The 18522-nt window shown below is 31.3% G+C and carries 12 protein-coding genes; 4 read left to right on the top strand and 8 right to left on the bottom strand.

All coding sequences use genetic code 11. From position 1 onward, the window contains the following. Window positions 1–165 precede the first annotated feature (165 nt). Window positions 166–564, bottom strand: coding sequence for a tyrosine-type recombinase/integrase (locus tag ETSB_RS00755; RefSeq protein ID WP_044105703.1), 399 nt, complete (start codon window positions 562–564; stop codon window positions 166–168). Between the two features lie 308 nt (window positions 565–872). Here ETSB_RS00755 and ETSB_RS00750 point away from each other — a divergent pair, with 308 nt between their 5' ends. After that, on the top strand, window positions 873–1166 hold the full coding sequence (locus tag ETSB_RS00750) for an RNA recognition motif domain-containing protein (RefSeq protein WP_044105701.1): 294 nt from the start codon (window positions 873–875) through the stop codon (window positions 1164–1166). A 724-nt stretch (window positions 1167–1890) separates the two neighbouring features. After that, a complete protein-coding gene (locus tag ETSB_RS00745) occupies window positions 1891–2511 on the top strand; it encodes a TIGR04282 family arsenosugar biosynthesis glycosyltransferase (protein WP_044105700.1) in 621 nt (206 codons plus the stop codon). A gap of 30 nt (window positions 2512–2541) precedes the next feature. On the opposite strand, the gene ETSB_RS00740 is transcribed toward ETSB_RS00745, so the two are convergent. Both ETSB_RS00740 and ETSB_RS00735 read right to left on the bottom strand, forming a co-directional pair. Beyond that, window positions 2542–3672: an aldo/keto reductase gene (locus tag ETSB_RS00740; RefSeq protein WP_044105698.1), complete on the bottom strand. Its 1131-nt coding sequence runs from the start codon at window positions 3670–3672 to the stop codon at window positions 2542–2544. A 53-nt stretch (window positions 3673–3725) separates the two neighbouring features. Beyond that, entirely contained in the window at window positions 3726–4238 is a 513-nt protein-coding gene (locus tag ETSB_RS00735) for a bifunctional nuclease family protein (protein WP_044105697.1), read from the bottom strand. Window positions 4239–5442: 1204 nt separating this feature from the next. Between ETSB_RS00735 and hemN the strand changes: the two genes are divergently transcribed. Both hemN and ETSB_RS00725 read left to right on the top strand, forming a co-directional pair. Continuing rightward, a complete protein-coding gene (hemN, locus tag ETSB_RS00730) occupies window positions 5443–6837 on the top strand; it encodes an oxygen-independent coproporphyrinogen III oxidase (protein WP_044105696.1) in 1395 nt (464 codons plus the stop codon). A 1921-nt stretch (window positions 6838–8758) separates the two neighbouring features. Further along, window positions 8759–10237: a SulP family inorganic anion transporter gene (locus ETSB_RS00725; RefSeq protein WP_044105695.1), complete on the top strand. Its 1479-nt coding sequence runs from the start codon at window positions 8759–8761 to the stop codon at window positions 10235–10237. 212 nt (window positions 10238–10449) lie between these two features. On the opposite strand, the gene ETSB_RS00720 is transcribed toward ETSB_RS00725, so the two are convergent. The 5 genes from ETSB_RS00720 to nadA form a co-directional block, all read right to left on the bottom strand. After that, entirely contained in the window at window positions 10450–10797 is a 348-nt protein-coding gene (locus tag ETSB_RS00720) for a cell division protein SepF (protein ID WP_044105693.1), read from the bottom strand. A 785-nt stretch (window positions 10798–11582) separates the two neighbouring features. Next, window positions 11583–11945, bottom strand: coding sequence for a Mini-ribonuclease 3 (locus ETSB_RS00715; RefSeq protein WP_084220228.1), 363 nt, complete (start codon window positions 11943–11945; stop codon window positions 11583–11585). Window positions 11946–12117: 172 nt separating this feature from the next. Next, window positions 12118–12471: an STAS domain-containing protein gene (locus ETSB_RS00710; RefSeq protein WP_070104604.1), complete on the bottom strand. Its 354-nt coding sequence runs from the start codon at window positions 12469–12471 to the stop codon at window positions 12118–12120. 1412 nt (window positions 12472–13883) lie between these two features. Beyond that, on the bottom strand, window positions 13884–14669 hold the full coding sequence (locus ETSB_RS00705; RefSeq protein WP_044105690.1) for an MBL fold metallo-hydrolase: 786 nt from the start codon (window positions 14667–14669) through the stop codon (window positions 13884–13886). 2101 nt (window positions 14670–16770) lie between these two features. Beyond that, window positions 16771–17742 (bottom strand): quinolinate synthase NadA, encoded by a 972-nt coding sequence (nadA, locus tag ETSB_RS00700; protein ID WP_044105688.1) that lies wholly within the window; start codon window positions 17740–17742, stop codon window positions 16771–16773. Window positions 17743–18522 lie beyond the last annotated feature (780 nt).

The raw sequence follows: 18522 nt of genomic DNA, 5'->3' as shown, positions 1-18522 counted from the left end.
TTTTTTAGATCGAGTTAAGATTCGGTTACAGGGTGTTAGAAATTGCTGAAGATGGAAAAAGTCTTTAATTTTTTTATACTCAATATTTTTTATAATTCAATACCAATTGGAACCTTTAGCCGTTTTAATTTCAATTAAAATTACATAACCAATTATCTACAAAAATTAACGAAGAATAAAAAAATATACTTCTGGAAGATTAATTTGACGCGCTGTTATGTTTAATACTCGAAAAACTAGCCAACTTTTTAAAGGTTCTCCTTGGGAATTAACAAAAAGAAAAGCTGATTCTTCTGACTTAAGTCCATTAAGATAAATAGTTAAATAAGGTCTTAATAAGGGAGTGATAGGAACTAACTTGTTTAAACTAGATTCTGATTTTATAATATTAATTTGATTGGGGTAGATATCGCTATTTTTTAACAATAAAATATCACTAATTCTTGACGAGGTAAAATAGGCGATTGCTACTATGGTTTTGTATGGGAGCGGCAAAGTTTCAAGAAATTCTTGTAATAGAGATCCTTGAGCTAAGTCAGGTAAAGAGTAATCCGACTGATACATTAGGTTTTAGATCGATAGGGAATTTTAGGATAAAGAAGCAAGAAAAAAATATGAAAAAAAAATTAACACAATGGATCTTAACAAATTTTTTCAAAGTAAAGTTAGGTGATTCTTTTGAGTAAAGATGTACCGAGTTGTCTAAAATGTTTCTTTCTTGTTCTGAAAGTGCTATGATTGAAATAATGAGAGTTTGAGTATCGGTTTTGAGTTTGTTATTAGCATTGACAGGTTTTTCCCGTTTTGTCTTGGCAAGATGCTCTCCGAAATCTAATATCTCTACACACATCAGTCGTCAATGGAGACAATCTATGTCCATTTATGTAGGCAACCTTTCTTACGATGTTACGGAAGATGATCTTAATTCGGTCTTCGCCGAATATGGTTCAGTCAAAAGAGTGTATGTCCCAACTGACCGGGAAACTGGTCGGATGCGTGGCTTTGCATTTGTTGAAATGAACTCAGTTAATGAAGAAGATAAAGCCATCGAGACTCTTGATGGAGCTGAGTGGATGGGACGTACTCTCAAAGTCAACAAAGCTAGAGAGCGTGAACAGCGGGGTGGTGGAGGTTATGGTGGCGGACGCGGACGGAACCGTTTTTAAACTGCCTGACATTATTTGCCACACCACTTTAAAGAGGTGTGGTCCTCCTGTGGCTTGGAATTTCTTCAGATAAATCTAAATTATATGACCAGATTTTCCTAAAGACGTTGTGTACAAGATCTCCAGGCTATTTTTGAGGTTTACCAATTAACTATAGCAATCAGAAATGATTCATGAGAAATTTCTTGCTCTTTGTTGTCCTTGACTAAGATTTACGCTCATAACAAATTCCTGGTTGCTATTCATTAGGATAATGTACAAAACGATATTTTTGTGTATTTTTCGAGTAAGTCTTTATAAAAAGAATTGAGACTGGTTAACTAAATTTTAAGACAAAAGTTAAAACTAATTCTAGGATAAATTTTATAAATTTATATCCCTCAAGCTAGTGATGAAACCATACTAGTGTAGGTTTACATGTACAAGGTTTGATCCATCTTTTTCAAAGTAAAAACGATCTTTCATGGAATTTTACATGCTGCTATTAGCTTAAGTTTTTAATCTTAATTGACCAATCAGTATAATTTTGTGTCATGGTCAGCTCACTCTTTTAATTGTCAACTTATTAGTTGAATACCCTTTTTCTTATTTATTAGAAAGGTACAAAAAGTTTCAGATCATAACATTAATATACTTAAAAACCCAACATTGAATTATCGTTAACGCTTACTAGATAAATAGTATCTACATTAATAGCTTAATTTATCAATGATAAGCCAGTAAAATGACTAATAATAATTGCCACCGATTAATTGTTTTTACTCGTTATCCCGAACCTAAAAAAACTAAAACGCGCTTGATTCCAGCTTTAGGTGCAGAAGGTGCAGCAGAGTTACAGCTTCAACTTACAGAGCACACGATAGCAGAAGTAAGAAAATTAACGAAAGAAATTTCTACCGCTGTTTACTATACAGGAGGTAGTCAAAAATCTATGGAGAGTTGGTTGGGAAATGATTTAAATTATTGTCCTCAACATGAGGAAGATTTAGGGAATCGAATGAAGTTGGCTTTCGAGGATTCTTTTAAATTAAAATTTTCTAGAGTAGTCATTATTGGAATTGATTGTCCTGATTTGAATATAAAAATTATCAGGAATGCTTTCGAGTTGTTAGATAAAAATGATTTAGTCTTAGGAGAAGCATCTGATGGTGGTTACTATTTGATTGGATTAAGAACAATGATTCCTGAGTTGTTTCAAAATATTCCTTGGGGAACAAATGAAGTCTTATCTAAAACTAAAATTATTGCTCGACAACTAAAACTAAATACATTTGTTTTATCTGTTTTGTCTGATATAGATCGTCCCGAAGATTTAGTAACTTGGGAAAAGTACAGAATGGATTAAAAAAGACCGTGGGACTTAATCATAAACAAATCATTCCCACAGACGTCGACGAGGTAAACCATTGAATTGTTGATGGCTATCTTGTAACAATTTAGGAATGTTTAATTTTTCCGGACAACGGGGAAGACAATCTCCACATTCAGTACAATGGCTACCTTTATTTCCTGGAAACCAATGAGCAGCATTCTCAAACATCCTATAACGATATTGGGCAAAATTGGTCATGTCATAAGCAACCGCGAGATTATGTAATCGTAATATTTCGGGAATATTTATTTTTTCAGGACAGGGAAGGCATTGATAACATTGACGACAATGATAACTTCCTAAAGTTGTTTTTATATGAGTTTCTAAACGTTGAAAGAGTTCGATTTCACTCAAGGTAAGAGGCCCTAGGTCTAACTCTAACTCTAAAGGACAAGCTAATTCTTCGGGATTTGCTGCACCTACACTTAAAGTGGTAATACGCTGATCGCTCAACAAAAATCGATAGGTTAATTCCAAAGGAGAAAACGGCTTACACAAGCTTTTTAGGCGGTCTGGTGGAGTATAAAGACCACCTCCTTTATCCCCGGGAGAAATAATAAATATTCCCATATCTTTTTGGGATGCGAGGACGATTGCGGGCGCATTACGTTGGAAAAAATAATAATAATGAAGATTAACAAATTCAAATAAATTCGTTTTGATTGTTTCTAAAATTAAGTCTAAATTGCCGTGAGTTGAAAATCCAAGATGATGAATTCTTCTGTCGTCTAATGCTTTTTGTAATGCTATCCAACATCCATTAGGTTGAGTGAGCCAACGAAAATGGTCCCATGTGTTAATTCCATGAATTGCTAAACAGTCAAAATAGTCTACTTGAAGACGTTGTAAAGATTCATCTAGCCACTGACTCATTTGATCGGGGTTAGGAGTAGGTGGTAATTTCGTTGTAATATAAAGGTTTTCTCGACAAGTTAAAGGTTGCTGAGCAAGGAACTGCCCTAAGTAATGTTCACTCTTTCCGTAACTTTTTGCCGTTTCAAAATGATTTATTCCTAAGGTGATCGCCCGTTCGATAGTTTGTTCGAAGATAGCCTTAGAAGACAAACAACGCATGGTTCCCAAGGAGAAAACAGATAAGAGTAAATTTGTTTTGCCAAAACGTCTATAGCGCATGCTAATACCTTAATAAAAAGCTAAAAGCTAAAGGTAAATTATACCTACTGTTGTTAATTTTCATTATCATCTTCTGGAACCTCTCTGCGCCGTTGGATAAGATCTTCTGGACATAGATTTTCCACAAATTCACGAAAAGCGCGGCGTTCTTTTTCATCCGCATCCCGATTTACAGGAATCGACGCATTAGCAATCACTTCTTCCATAACCCAAATGGGACTTCCTGTGCGCAAAGCGATGGAAATAGCATCAGAGGGACGACAATCGATTTCTTTTTTGGTTTCTCCTCGATGTAAACATAGCACAGAATAAAACGTCTTATTTTGAAGAGAATGGATAATAATACGGTCTAACTCCATTTCCCACGCTTGAAATAGATTGACAATTAAATCATGAGTTAAAGGACGAAGAGGGGTCTGATTTTCCAAAGCCCCAATAATAGATTTTGCCTGATCTTGTTCAATAAAAATGGGAAGAGCACGACGTTCAGCTCCATCTTGAAGTAATACAATAGGACTTCGGGTAACAGCATCTAAGGCGATTCCAGCAACATTCATTTCAATCATTTACTGATCCTCATTGAATTTTAATCTTTAAGTATTTTTCCTACATTATTTAACTTTAGAGGAAACTAGATTACTTAAATACATTTTTTAGGACTCCAGCCTAACTCCTTAAAGAATCAGGTCCATTCACAGTATGCCCCAAAAAGAGAAGGCACTAATCCTCCTTTTTTTTGGTATTCTTGCTGGAGTTGTTTAGTTTTCCCAAAGAACTTATTAAGTTCTGTTAAAATTATGCTTAATATATCGAAATATAGTTGTAAACTCATAAAGTTAGTCAACAATTAATTATCTAGTTTCCTTTATAAGGAAAGCATATTCCATCTATGAGGAAAAAATTGTAAGTAATAATTTAGCTACAAAACTACGCAAAAAACCAGCAATTATTACACTATGGCTGAAATATAGTATTCACTCAAAGTTTTCTTTTTTAAAATTTCTTTAGACAGAAAATCTTTAGAAAACTGTTAGCTTATTTTTATTCCCTATACAGTATACTAGAAGAACTGTAAAGTTATCATCATTGTCTAGTAATTAGTTAGATTTATTTTTATTGAATGAACTGCTAACAGGTTTTAAGTAATTACTTATTATTTTCTGAGAAGCAAATTTAGTGTAAAGAAGTTATTAATTCTTTAGCTAAAAGTTAATGTTGACTACTTTCGTAAAGTTTTTAAGACGAAACCTGTATTATTGGTTTACTGTTTTAGGGGTAATTAATCAGGAGAACAAGGCTAAAAAACATTATTTATTTAGCTTTATAATCAACTTTAGTTAAAGGAACTAAATCTTATAAATTTACTAAGATTAATATCACAGAAACTGGGTTAATTTTTAAAAAGAAATATTAGAATACTTTATTTTTTAAAATCGTTAATGATTAGTTGTTTTAAAAAAATATTGATAAGATTAATGTCTATATTAGACTGAATTTTGATGTAGTCTATGAATTAGAAATTGATACCAAAGCCACCACTAATGATCATATTTTTGAGTTGATTACTTGTCAAGGCATACTGGTAGTGCGGAGCATCATAATGGTCATGGACATAATGTAAAAATCGTAACAGCCGGTTCATGACAGTAAAAACTAACCACTTAATAATCAAAACCAAAAACTATCAGCTGTTTATAAATTCTATATATCCTAAAATATATCTCTTTTTTAAAATCCTTTTAAAACCCGTTAAAAATATGGTTAATATCTATGAAAATTAACTCACAGAATGTACAAGTTGATGCCTATTTACTGAATAAATATAATAAATCCGTACCTCGTTATACCAGTTATCCCCCTGCTACTGAATTCAACACAGAGGTAAAAGAAATAGATTTCTGGGCAGGAATAGGAGTAGAAAATTACAAAACAAAACCTATTTCTCTTTACTGTCATATTCCCTTTTGTGAAACTGCTTGCTATTTTTGTGGCTGCAACACAATCATTACTAAAAATAAAAGAATTGCTCCTACTTATTTAAGTTATTTAATTCAAGATATTCATCAAATTGCTGCTTTAGTCTCCCCTACTCGTAAAGTCAATCAAATCCATTGGGGAGGCGGTACTCCTAATTATTTAAATCAACTACAACTGGATCAATTATTTAATAGCTTAATTAATAATTTTAATATTGATCAAAAAGCAGAAATTTCTATTGAAATTAACCCTCGATATATTAACAGAAACTATATTTTCTTTCTAAGAAAATTAGGATTTAATCGGATTAGCTTTGGTATTCAAGATTTTAATTCAAAAGTTCAAGCAGCAATCAATCGCATTCAACCGGAATCTATGCTATTTAATGTGATGAGTTGGATTCGAGAAGCAGAGTTTAAAGGAGCTAATGTTGACTTAATTTATGGGCTACCTTTTCAAACTTTAGAAACTTTTAAAGAGACCATTAAAAAGACCATTGAACTCAATCCTGATCGTATTGCCTTATTTAACTTTGCTTATATGCCTTGGTTGAAAGCAGTGCAAAAAAATATCTTTGAAACAGATTTACCTAAAACAGCAGAAAAACTAGCTATTTTTCAAATGACTATTGAAAAATTAAATCATAGTGGTTATATATATATTGGTATGGATCACTTTGCTAGACCTAATGATGAATTAGCGATTGCTCAACAAGAAGGTAAATTACATCGTAACTTTCAAGGATATACTACTAAACCAGAATCTGATCTCTTTGGGTTTGGTGTAACATCTATTAGCATGTTAAATGATGTTTATATTCAGAATTATAAAGGATTAAAAGACTATTATAATTCTCTAATTTCTAAAAAACTACCTATTGAAAAAGGCGTTATTCTCCACAGAGACGATCTTATCCGACGGGCAGTCATTATGGAGCTTATGTGTCAATTTAAAATAAATAAGTCTTATTTAGAACAAAGGTATAATCAGTTTGATCTTAATTTTGATAAATATTTTGCTCATGAATTAGTAGACTTAAAATCTCTGGAGGCTGATGGCTTAGTCAAATTATTTAGCGATTATATTGAAATTACACCTTCTGGAAGATTATTAATTCGTAATGTTGTTTCTATCTTTGATATTTACCTTAAAAGACGTAAAGAACAATCATTTTCTAAAGCAATTTAAGTGAACTAAGCTTGAGAACTTATTTCTAACAAACAGTAACGAATTATTCCACAATAATATATTGAAATAATTCTTAATTAAGCCTTGACAAAAGATACTGTAAATACCTTTTGTCAAGGCTTAATTAAGAATTTAAGAACAAATAGTTATAAACTTTAAAATATAAGTTAACCAATATAAATGATTTTATATCCCTAATAATTAGAGTGAAGTTTATATTGTATAAATTAATATTTTCAAAAATTTAAACAAGGGTTTTAAAATAAGATTCAGGTTAAGATTAAAAATTTTATTAAATAGAGAAATCTTTAAGTGATCTGATATAATTTAATCTTCATTGGGTCTGAAGGCAGAATACTTCACCATAAAATACCAATATTAGTTGATCTTTAAAGTATTTTAATTTAAGTTAAATCCGAGTTATAACTTAGTATATATAATATTCTTTAATGAATAAAATTTTAAAATTTAACAATATTTATATATTAAATATTGTTAATAACAAAGTAACCCTTGAAAAATTGATAAGATTGACTGAATTTATAATCAACTGTACTAGATATTGGAAAATAATAAAAACCCATATATTTTTTAGTAGCTAACTTTTTATTAAAGTTTAGCGAATGACATATTGATATTTGATTGTTTATAAAAACATATTAATTATTTAGTCATAGAAATAGTTTTTATAAACGTTCATAAAGTATTTGCAGTAATTATTATACTTTTGATAAAGTTTAGTTATTATTTTTGTTTATCTATTTTTTTATTTTCGTGTTTAGTGGCTACAATCTGGTATACTATTCTGGTAGTGTACTGATACTAACAATCTCCTTCAATTAATTTATATAATCTATACTTTACACTAATATAATCTAATATTTTTCACACTAAAGCTGCATATTATATAACCTTTTCTGCTACTAACTTTAAGAATACATTGGCTATGATTATAATTTTTAAAATTCATACTTATTGAACTGTTTTTGTATCTATTTATAACCCAAGTGAATCTAAAGTATAGCGAGCACTATCTCATAAATAACTAATCATTATTCAAACAATTGTTTAATAAATTACCTGTACTAACTATAGTATAATGTCTATTTTGAATTTTTTGGCTTGTTCAATTTCTTTTACCTTTTATTCAGAGGTAAATAATTAACCTCTTTTTAAGATAGCCCAACAATTTTACCTATTCTTATAAGTTTTTTACCGAACATCATCAACTAAAAATTACCATATTTAAGCTTTCATAAAAAATGGTATGTAGTCTACAGATAGGGTTTTATAATGCTAAAATATATCTGTAGATTATAAGAATCTTCTTGTTAAGACTTTAGATTCAATAAAAGAAACTACAATTTTTGATTAACTGCTTATTGAGCATGTTTAAACTTTAAAGATAAAGGTCTAAAATAACTTTCAGGAAAGGAATATTTTTATAGGAAGTATAGATGGAATATATGTAATTTTTTGTAGAAAAAATTAAGGCTGTTTGCATAGTCATAAATGATTACAAGCCTCTAAAATTTTAATTACAATAATTGAGAAAAATATAGTTTTTAATTTCCTCTTACGTTAGATTCTTTAATCAGATTTTATTGTTTGTATCTTTGGCTAAATTAATAGTCGTACTTAGAGAGTAAAGCACTATTAGTTTATATTTATATCTAATCTGCTAAAAATTTACTAGTATTAATTGTATAAGTAATTACTTTTATAAGTAACTAAAGAAATGACAGTTACAGAGATAATAGCTAGGTAACGAGGTATCGCATTAGATTTTTTGTGGCTGTATGAAGTGATGCAGTGAATAATCAATTAATCGGCTAGCATAACCGAAGTTACCCACTTAGTAGGAAAATAACATTAATCCCGTGCAGCTTAATTTAAGATCATCTTTATTCGTCAAACAAGTATGAATGAAATTTTTAGCAAAAAAGTCTGGTTTTCTAATGTTAAAAATGACCTATTGGCAGGAGCTGTGATAGCTTTAGCCCTAATTCCTGAAGCTATCGCTTTCTCTATTGTCGCGGGAGTTGACCCTCAAGTAGGATTATATTCCTCTTTTTGCATTGCCACTATTACTGCCTTTATTGGTGGTCGGACTGGGATGATTTCAGCAACGACAGGAGCAATGGCTTTATTGATGACTACTTTAGTTAAAGACTATGGACTACAATACCTATTAGCCACAACAATCTTAACAGGGATTCTCCAGATTATTTTAGGTTGGATCAAACTTAGTTATCAGATGCGCTTTGTTCCCAAAGCGGTTATGGTCGGATTTGTTAATGCTCTGGCTATTCTGATTTTTGACGCCCAGTTGCCCCAATTCAAGGAGGCTTCCTGGTTAGTTTACGGGATGGTTGCTATGGGGCTGATAATTGTTTACGGTTTACCTCGTCTCACAACTGTTGTCCCTTCTCCATTAGTAGCTATCGTTGGCTTAACTATTTTTTCTTTGTTTACAGGGGTTCAATTGCCTACAATTGGGGATATAGGAAGTCTTCCTCGTACTCTTCCCGTGTTTGTTGTACCAAAAATTCCTTGGAACTTTGAGACGTTACAAATCATTCTACCCTATGCTTTTACTCTATCTTTGGTAGGATTATTGGAATCTTTCTTGACTGCTAATGTAATTGATGATTTAACTGATACATCTAGTGATAAAAATCAGGAGGCGATCGCCCAAGGAATAGCAAATATTGTGACGGGATTTTTTGGCGGAATGGCTGGATGTGCCATGATTGGTCAATCTGTGATCAATATTCGTTCTGGAGGACGAGCAAGACTTTCAACCCTCAGTGCTGGAATTTTTCTTTTAACTTTTATTTTAATTTTTGGCGATTGGATAGCACAAATTCCTATGGCGGCTCTAGTAACAATTATGATTATGGTGTCTATTAGCACCTTTAATTGGAATTCCATCCTCAGTATTACTAAGTTTCCGAAGAATGAAACTGCAGTAATGATTACCACCGTCTTAATTACTGTGTTAACCCATAATCTAGCTATTGGGGTGCTTATTGGAGTTGCTATGAGTGCTATTTTCTTTAGTCGTAAAATTGCCTCTCTTATTTTTGTAGATTCCCTACTTAAAGGAGATGGAAATGAACGAGTTTATAGTGTTAATGGACATATATTTTTTGTTTCTGTTGATAACTTCATCAGTACGTTCGATTTTCAGGAACCCCTGCAAAGAGTAATTATTGATTTAACTCATGCTCATTTGTGGGATCACTCTGCCGTCGATGCTGTAGATAAGGTTGTCTTACGGTTCCGTAAACATAACATCAAAGTTGATCTAGTCGGCCTCAACGAAGCGAGTGCTACCCTGATAGAACGTTTAGGAGTTCATAATAAACCCGATGATCTCGAAAATGATTGTGTATAAAGAGTTAACTCACAAAAACTGCAACTTCTAATTGAGTTCATTGTCGGCGATGTCTTTTATATCTTTAATCTTTACTTTACATAACAAGTTTAGCTAAATTCTATAGGAACTTTACTCAGAGAATATTAGTCCTCTAAAGAATATCAGTTCAGAGAATGTCGGTTTCCTCTCCACCAAAGAGGTTAATTGACAAAATTATGTAGGAACTTTCTTTAAGGAATACTAGTCAACTGCTCTGTACAGGTTTTGAGGTTAGGAGCAAAAGGAGAAGTGGAAAGGCGGCTAGACTTAACACTGACTTGGTTAGGAACAAACATCAAAGTCCTCTTCCCAACCCAAAAGGTTCGTCCATCAGTGGCACAAGCTCCCCCCGCGACCCAATCTGCTACTCGCTGAGCCTGGTCTAAGGGCAATTTATCTAGGATTAAAACTACAGTTTTACGCTCTTGAACCAGCTCGAGAGCCTGACGAGTTTCCTGTATTGAATATACTGTTTTTACCACTACTTCGGCCTGACAATCACTATTAGTAGGCCAATCGAATGGATAGATATTAGTCATAACTTTCGTTCTAGTATCACGTGTTAACTTGAAAAAATTAAAATACTTCTGACAACCTCAGAGCATACAGTTTACTAAACCATTATTGTCGAGCACCTTAGATATTTGACAATAATAGAGACACCTTTAACCCAGCGATATAAGATTCTATTTAGTTATTTCGCCTTATGGCTTAAACTAAATCTTAAATACATCTCAAAAAAAGACTCGTTTACGCTACATCTTATCTCTCATTGTTGCTACCTTTATATTATGATCTAACATGGTTTATTTTAAAGGTTTAGTCCCTTCACAATGGTTTAACATAGTCTCTCCCAAAAGTCCAATGCTTTGAAATTTGCAGCTATCTTCCTGAGAGTTTACTCTTGAATGGCAATAGACTACTCATCCATTTTAGTAGTCAGATAGTCTGTACACAATTGTTAAACAATATTCAATTTTACCAACTTTATTGTTCGGGATAATACAGTTTATACAAATATGTATTCCACGAGATTGACAAACACTTTTTTTATTTTTCATACCCAATCTAAAGTACGACAAGGTCGATGATTGAAAAATAACTTATCATGAATAAAAACCTTCAAAAGTTTTGATATCCTGAACCTTCAAGAAGTGGTTACAACAACTGCGACATTATCTGTCCTCATTTAAAAATGGCATCTTTTCTTAATAAATATTCTTATAAATAAATTCTCTCAATTCACCAACAACAGAAAATAAAAAAATTTCTAGAAGATATCGTTTCCTTCAACTAATATAAGTCTTTCTTAGGAATTCATCACTTAAGCTGAATTTAAATTTAATTTTCCGAGTAATTGATTTAAACGTTGTGGATTTTGTAGATAGAGATAGCCAATCAAAGTTTCAAAACTGGTGGCTTGTTGATAAAGTTCTGGTGATATACGTCGACGTCCTCCTGCCGCTGTATTACGTCCTCGACGAACAATGTCCTTCTCAAATTCCGTTAAATGTGGGTGAAGATTTGACAGAAAAGCTGCTTGGCTTTCGGCACGCACCAATGATACTACTTTATTATGATAGTCAGCTAGCCGCCGCGGAGGGAAGATATAGTGGCTCCGAACATAAAGTTCATAAACTGCATCCCCCAAATAAGCCAGAAAGCCAGGAGACAATTGCTGTATCATACCAACTGACTTAAAATTAACACCGATGCACTCAGAAGAGAGGCTATCATAGACTCGACTAACCTCATGGAAAATCAGGGACTGAGCTTGGTCTTGGTCAGAATTAGGTAAGTTCACAGCCTCAACTCGGTTTAAGTATCCTAGAAGAACAAAAACAGCAGTAACGTCCTTGTCATGAGTTAACTATCTTTGGGAGATTATTGATAGCATCTTCGACTGAAGTTTGCAAAGACAAAAATTTCTCTAAACGAACTAGCTTAACAGTTTGAGTCACTCTAGGATTAGTAACGATTTGTAAGCTACCCTTATTAGTTTGTGCTTTTTTGACAAGTTGAACTAAAGCGCCCAGTCCAGAACTATCAATAAAGTCAATTTGAGACAAGACTAGAATAATATTGGCTGGTCCCTCATCTATACAATTTCCAATCACCTTCCGAAAAGTAGGTTCAGAAAAAGCATCTAATAGGCCAGTTAGCCGAAAAATTTGGTATGTGCTTTGAACATCGCGAGTTCCTCGTAAACTCACGGTCAGGATAAGTTGCTCAGGAATAGCTTCCTCCTCCGAGTCGATGATAGGGTTTAATTCTGATAAGATATTATAGCGTTGTGAGACATAAAAAGTGAACTTTTTTAAGGATTTGAACTGATCAACATTTTTTAACGTGATCATCATCAAACTTCAGAAGACTGCTTTGTTTAGAAACAGGAAACAAAGTATGCTATGTAAATTATAGCTTTTTAAGCAGTTTATCTACTTTTTCATCTCATAACGTACTAAAGTGTTTGTTTATATACCCTAACTTTGAGCTAATTAACCTTATAGTCTTTGGAGGATATGCCATGTGAACATTATTTTGATTTTTTTTTAAAATTACTTAATTATTTTAATTTTAGAGATATTGAATATCTATCGATTGTTTCTTTTCTATTTAAGAATAATAGCTCCACCTCAACACTCTAAAATTTAAGCCTAGTATCCACAGGCTTAAGTCAAGCTAGCATGAGATCGATAAAGTTAGCCTACACTAGCAGGAAGTTGAGGTGAATTAACAAAATTACAAGATTCTCTTTATTTTTCTCTAGACAAACAACATAATTACATCTCGAATCGAATCTGATTTTATAGCTTTGATTTTATTTGACAATGACAAAAGTTTTGGAAAAATTGAGCTGTATTGTTCTTTTTAGTTCACATCATTCCTTGAGTACTGATACGAGATTTCGTTTTTTCAATGTTTATTCTTGTCAAAAAAAAATTGGATCCAGATTAAACGCAAAACTTGGCTTATAATGTTTACTCCAAAGTAGTAAACATTATAGCTTCAACAGGTATCTTTCTTTTTGAGAATCAAGAAAATGTAATTATTAGCAGTCATTATATTATTAAATATTTAGCATAAATTGAGACTTTTACCTCTCAATAAGCAAATTAATCTGCTCAATAGTTGCGGAAAAAGAAATTTGAAACCGAGATCTTCTTCTATTAGTTTCAATTACTTTTAAAATGAGGTTTAGCTGCAACTCTTTAAGAGTTTATTTTGAGGTAGAATATATCTTAAGTCAAAAAAATTTCCAGACAGTGTTATGTGGGCGAGAATTTATGGTTTTGATACCTATCCATACACTCGCAATGTCCTAAACTTACAAGCAGTGGTTACTCTGAAATGACGTACCTATTTACCCGTTATCGTTAGTTCTTTCCATTCTGCTAGAAGAACAGAAATAATTGGACCTTTAGCAAAAATTGCGATTACAACTTGGGCTTATGGCTTGATCGTTAAAACTTATCCCTACCCTGGAAAATTAGTTTATGATACTCACCCAAAACCTTCTATCGAAACAACTATCAATTTATCCCATGGTTTAGACTCGATTTCTAAAGTCTTCAGGTGTTGTATTTCACAATCTATGTGTGTATTAGTTTAGTTTGCCTAAGAATTATTTAAGAACTGGTTTTTCACTCAAAACTCGAATAAGAGTTCCTTCTTTGGGTAAATCTTGAAATTTGATTAGCAATTTATTGTCATTAATCTGACGAATATTCATGTCTTTGACTAACTCTAAAAATTCATCTACAGGAGATAAGTCACAAGCTTCCGTATCTGCAGCTTCTGTTAAATAATGAGTAGGAATCATTACCTTGGGTTTAAGAATCTCCATTGCTTGTTTTCCCTCATTAGGTTTATAGGCTTTTCGTCCGCCTCCCACAGGGATCATAGCAATATCAGGAGTTCCTAGAAGAATTTTCTGTTCAATGCCAATAGGAGCAGCTGCTCCGCCTAAATGGACAATTCGCAGTCCTCCTTGAATCCAACGCCAAGCGACATTAGTCCCAAATTGTTTGCCTCCCTTAAGATCATGATCAATACCGACTCCTTGAATTCTTAGTCCTTTAATTTCATAAACTCCAGGTTCATACAAAACCTTGGGATTTCCAGGTAGGTTTTCAGCTGCTCCTTCGTCCCAGAGTTGGCTACTAATAATTACTAAATCTGCCTCTATTTTAGGTAGTCTATATCCGGCGGTACAGCCAATTGCCCGGAAAGGATTAGCTAAAATTCTTAGTCCTCCTCCTATGTATAAAAAAGAAGTATGACCTAAATACTCTATCATTAATGAACCGTTACCCTCGGCTGAGGCCGGCTGAAAGTGAGAAATCAGGGAAATTACAGTAGCTGTAATAGCACCTGCACTAGCATAATGGAGTAACTGTCGCCGTTTCATTTTTAGTCCAAAATTAGGTATTTTAATCTTGTTTAGTATAGCAACTCGGAGAAGTGTTATCAGTTGATAATTATTTGGGGACTGTATAATTCATTGAGCACAAATAGTAAGTTACATTGGGTCAATGAGCCTAGATAATTATAAAATCAAGATTAGTTAAAAAGGGAACAGCACTATATCTCAGTCTATCCAAGAATTTAAATAACCTAATTTAGAAGAGTAATAACTATCAAAGTTGACCCGCGAACTAAAAGTTGTTACTAGAACTAGAACAGAAGTATAAGTTTTAAAAAAAAGAAAATAACAGGTGAAAAAACTGTAGGTTGAGTAAATATATCAGCAAAAAAGTAAAAAAGAGGATTGTGTAATTCTTTGAGAAATAAAAAAGAGCTTTTACCGAATAAGATATAAAATATATTTATTATTTTTTAGAAAGAGATGGGAAACTCTACTAATAGCCAATAATTTTTCAATATTCTGGAAAAAAAGGAAAATCTAGCTCTATATTTAAAATAATTCCGAATTATTTTAAATATAGAGCTAGAAATAAAAAAAATAAATCAGGAAATACTGCATCATTCAAAAACAAATAGAAGTATAAGGTTAATATACTTAATATAAAATAAGTTTTATATTAAGTAAAATCATTTTTTTATCTATAAGTTAGAAAACAGAAAATAATTCTACATGGCCACAAAAAATAATTATACTAACCTGGTAATGTAAAATTAATTAATGATATGTAAAGTTAAGAAAATTTAAAGTTTAAAATTGATCAAATTACTGAGTCCATAAGTTCTCTTTTTAGTAGACTTTTATTTATTGTTAATACTTTCTCCTGTTCTTTAAGTTTTTATTGGTTAAAAATAAGGAATAATTCTCCTAATTTAATGTCTAGCTTAACTATTTGATAACTTTTGATGTAAAAAGTAACCTGCCTGACACCAATTGACTGATTTTAACAGTTCTAATGCTCAATCCAAATTTACATAAAGAATTTTTCAATTTCTTTAAAAGAGTTAGTATCTTTTTTAGAAGATTGGTGACGTTTTATACACCTAGTTAAATTTAACTGTTTATTTATTATTTAAAATTTTTATTTTTTTAAAAACATATATTTTCTGTATTAGTAGTGTAGTATTTCTAGTTTTTATAGTTTCTTATTTAAGAGTTATTTTAAATAATTTAAATATTAACTAATTCTAGTATACAAAACATATCTACTACTAGAGTAGTTTATAGTATTAATTAATGGGCAAAATTATTGTATAATTTTTTATTATAAACTTATAACTATTTAACTATTACCTCTAATTTTCTTGTTTATATAATTTTAAAATTTACAATTTTTTTAAGTCCGTTATCTGTTTTTTTATATAAAAGTTGATTAAGGTAAGTTTGAAGATATTCTTCAATTTACTACTTACACTTGACAGTTATTAAAATTAACTTTTTAATTTTTATATAACTAAACTCCTTTTATTACTATGGTTTAATTTAATTTATATTAAAAGCATCAATACTACCATTTCAAATTATATTTGAAAATGGTAGTATTTGCTTTGATAGGTGTTTAAACCAAAATTAATTTTAATTTTGGTTTTTTAAGTAATTTATTTTTTGATAGATTAGAATTTAGAAAAAAATAAGGTAAATTAAATTTACTACGAAAAAAACAGACTAAGATCGTAATAGTCTAGATAATTTTCCCATCATTTTTTCTTGGTGACGCTGAAAGAATGACTTCATTAAAATCAAAGACTCTATATCTTGGATATTCTTCTAAATTTTATTTTTTATAGCTGGTCTAATTTTTTTATCCAAAGTTTTATGATAGCAAAAAAGTAGATTGTTAGACCTGAGTAGCTTGACAACAAAATCTACTAATATTTTGTAGAATGTTTACAAACTAAACAAAAATTAGGGCGTGTTATATTAGATCTTGTTGTTAAATACAAACTAAAATTTTTGTGATACTATTACATACTTTTATTAACAAGTCTAGTGTATTGAATATAGGGTAAAATACCGTAAAGTTATTTTGAGATTTGCCTAATCAATATTATTTTTTGCAAGGGAGGTTGATTAAGTAAGTTATTAACTAAAATGACAATTCTAACATCTTTTGAATAGGGCCTAAAGCAGCAATCCTAATAGATTCATTTATTGTAATTTCTGGCTGTTTAAACTTCATAGCGAGATACAATTTTTCTAGTGTATTCAATCGCATATAAGGACACTCATTGCAAGCACAATTATTTATTGCTGGTGCAGGAATAAAGTGTTTCATAGGTGCAAGTTTTTTCATCTGATGAATAATTCCCGGCTCCGTTGCAACAATAAATTCAGTACTTAAACTTTGTTGACAATATTTTAACAAAGCAGTAGTTGAACCAATATAATTAGCATGACGTAAAACAGAAGTTTCACATTCAGGATGAGCAATTATTTCCGCAAGGGGATATTTTATTTTTAGCTGAACTATTTTCTTTTCTGCAAAGGTTTCATGAACTATACAACTGCCCTGCCAAAGAATTAACTTTCGTCCTGTTTGTTTCATTACATATTTTCCTAAATTGCGATCAGGAGCAAAAATAATAGAACGATTTTTTGGTAGTTGCTCAACAATTTTAACCGCATTAGAACTCGTACAAATAATATCGCTCATCGCTTTAATAGCAGCAGTGCAATTGATGTAGGAAACTACAATACAATTGGGGTATTGAGCCTTAAATTGAGCAAAAGTGTTAGGAGGACAGCTATCAGCTAAAGAACACCCAGCTTCTAAATCAGGTAGTAAAACTAATTTATTAGGATTCAAAATTTTAGCCGTTTCTGCCATAAAATGAACCCCGGCAAAGACAATGACGTCTGCATTTGTATTAGCTGCTTGTTGAGAAAGACTCAAAGAATCACCTAGAAAATCTGCAATATCTTGGATATCAGGATCTTGATAATAATGAGCTAAAATAACAGCATTTAATTCTTTTTTGAGTTGGCTTATCGCTGTCAATAAATCATTGGGAATTTGATTAGATTGTGAGTATGGATGAGGTCTTATAGTGGTCAACACAGTGGAATGTTACTCCTGATTGGTATTTACAGTTAGTATTACCAAACCTATTATAGTAATTTTAACTAAATTAGTGCAACATCACTATCCCAAGAATTGAATATAGATATGCTATTGATATCAGGAATTAACCCTTTAAGCATAGACACACGAAAATTAAATATAAACTTTAAGGATTGTTTACTAAAGAAATTATTCAGTTCAAGTCCATAAATCCCTAGTTCTTGTTTGTTGATGATTTTAGTTGTATTGATAAATACATTTAAACAAACCATATTAATCATAAAATAATTTTTATTTACTCGCATCGTATTGCAACAAAAGTTTGTGATTGTAAAGGGTTTCCAAATAATAGTCCGTACATCGTAATCTGCGTTGACAAGTATTTCAACAGATAACAATACTTATACGTTGAAAGATTTTAATATAAGATCTTAAAATTTCGAAGGTTGTGCTGTTGAAAATAATTGTATTGAGTGAAATGTTATTCATAAAATTATAATCGTCATTGAGGTTTTAAAAACCCTTTATCAATAAATTTTATGTTTCTATTTTTTACTTTAAACTTAAAAATAGTTATATTTTTAAGTTTAAAGTAAAAAATTAACCATCATTTAGACAATTTCAAAATAAATTATATTTTTGATTAGTCAAATTTTATGCTATAATTAAAGGCCTGATATATTCTTGTTATATTTTTTTGTATATCCTTCTTATATATTAGATTAAATTAAGACAATACTACGATATGCTGTGTTAAAAGCATCTAATAGTATTAGA

Origin of the sequence: cyanobacterium endosymbiont of Epithemia turgida isolate EtSB Lake Yunoko, from assembly GCF_000829235.1 — a bacterium.
Taxonomy (GTDB): domain Bacteria; phylum Cyanobacteriota; class Cyanobacteriia; order Cyanobacteriales; family Microcystaceae; genus Rippkaea.
This window is presented reverse-complemented; position numbering and strand designations above follow the sequence as displayed.